A 1153-nucleotide genomic window follows, 5' to 3' on the forward strand; every position below is an offset into this window, starting at 1 on the left:
CACCGCGACGGCGCCGTCCTGTGGGAGAAGCCGTTTCTGTCGGGCGAGGCGAACATGTCGCACAGCATCGCCAATCTCGAGGCGCATCATTTCAAATATGACCTGTTCCGCCGCCCGGGCGACATTCATGTCCATTTCTTCGGCACCGCGACGCTGTCGTTCGCCGAGGGCGTGACGACGCGTGAAGGCGACGTATTCGAAATCGAGGCTGCGCCCTTCACGCTCCCGCTGCGCAACACGCTGACCAGGGCCGCGCCGCGGTCGGCCTCGGTAAAGGCGCTCTGAGCATGGCAGCCATTCGCATCGCCGTCGTCGGCATGGGCAAGATCGCGCGCGACCAGCATCTCCCGTCGATCGCCGGCAACGCCGAATTCGAGCTCGTCGCCAGCGTCAGCCCGCGGGATCCGGGCGTCGAGGGCGTCGCCAACTTCAGGTCGCTCGAGGCGCTGCTCACCGACGGTCCGGCGATCGACGCGATCGCTCTCTGCACGCCGCCGCAGGTGCGCTATTCGCTCGCCACGATGGCGCTCGCCAAGCGGCTGCACGTGTTTCTCGAAAAGCCGCCGGGCGCGACACTCGCCGAGGTCGATGCGCTCGAGGCTCAGGCCGCACGGACCGGCGCGACGCTGTTCGCCGGCTGGCATTCGCGGTTCGCGGCGGGTGTCGCACCCGCCAAGGCCTGGCTTGCCGACCGTCGCATCGACCGCGTGTCGATCGTCTGGCGCGAAGACGTCCGGGTCTGGCATCCTGGCCAGGCGTGGATCTGGGAGCCGGGCGGGCTTGGCGTGTTCGATCCTGGCATCAATGCCTTGTCGATCGCGACGGAGATCCTGCCCGAGCCGTTCTTCCTCGCGTCCGCGACGCTGTCGACACCGGCCAATCGTGCCGCGCCGATCGCCGCCGATCTCGCCTTCCGCAGTGCGTCGGGCACGCCGATCACGATGGATCTCGACTGGCGTCAGACCGGCCCGCAAAGCTGGGACATCGTCGTCGACACCGACGCCGGCACGCTCCGTCTCGCCAAAGGCGGCGCGGTGCTGACCCTGCCCGAGGGCAGCAGCGAGCATGACGATGCGGAATATGCCGGGCTCTACGCGCGCTTCGCCGCCCTGGTCCGCGACGGGCGCAGCGAGGTCGACACGACCCCCTTCAC

The 1153-nt window shown here is 68.6% G+C and carries 1 protein-coding gene and 1 pseudogene; both read left to right on the forward strand.

Annotated elements, in window-relative coordinates; all coding sequences use genetic code 11:
* Positions 1-285 (forward strand): annotated as a pseudogene (locus sphst_RS12370) (AraD1 family protein); the annotation flags it as partial.
* A 2-nt stretch (positions 286-287) separates the two neighbouring features.
* A partial coding sequence (locus sphst_RS12375; RefSeq protein ID WP_107045602.1) for a Gfo/Idh/MocA family protein occupies positions 288-1153 on the forward strand: 866 nt, incomplete at its 3' end.

This window comes from Sphingomonas sp. STIS6.2, assembly GCF_000732685.2.
Lineage (GTDB): Bacteria > Pseudomonadota > Alphaproteobacteria > Sphingomonadales > Sphingomonadaceae > Sphingomonas > Sphingomonas aerolata.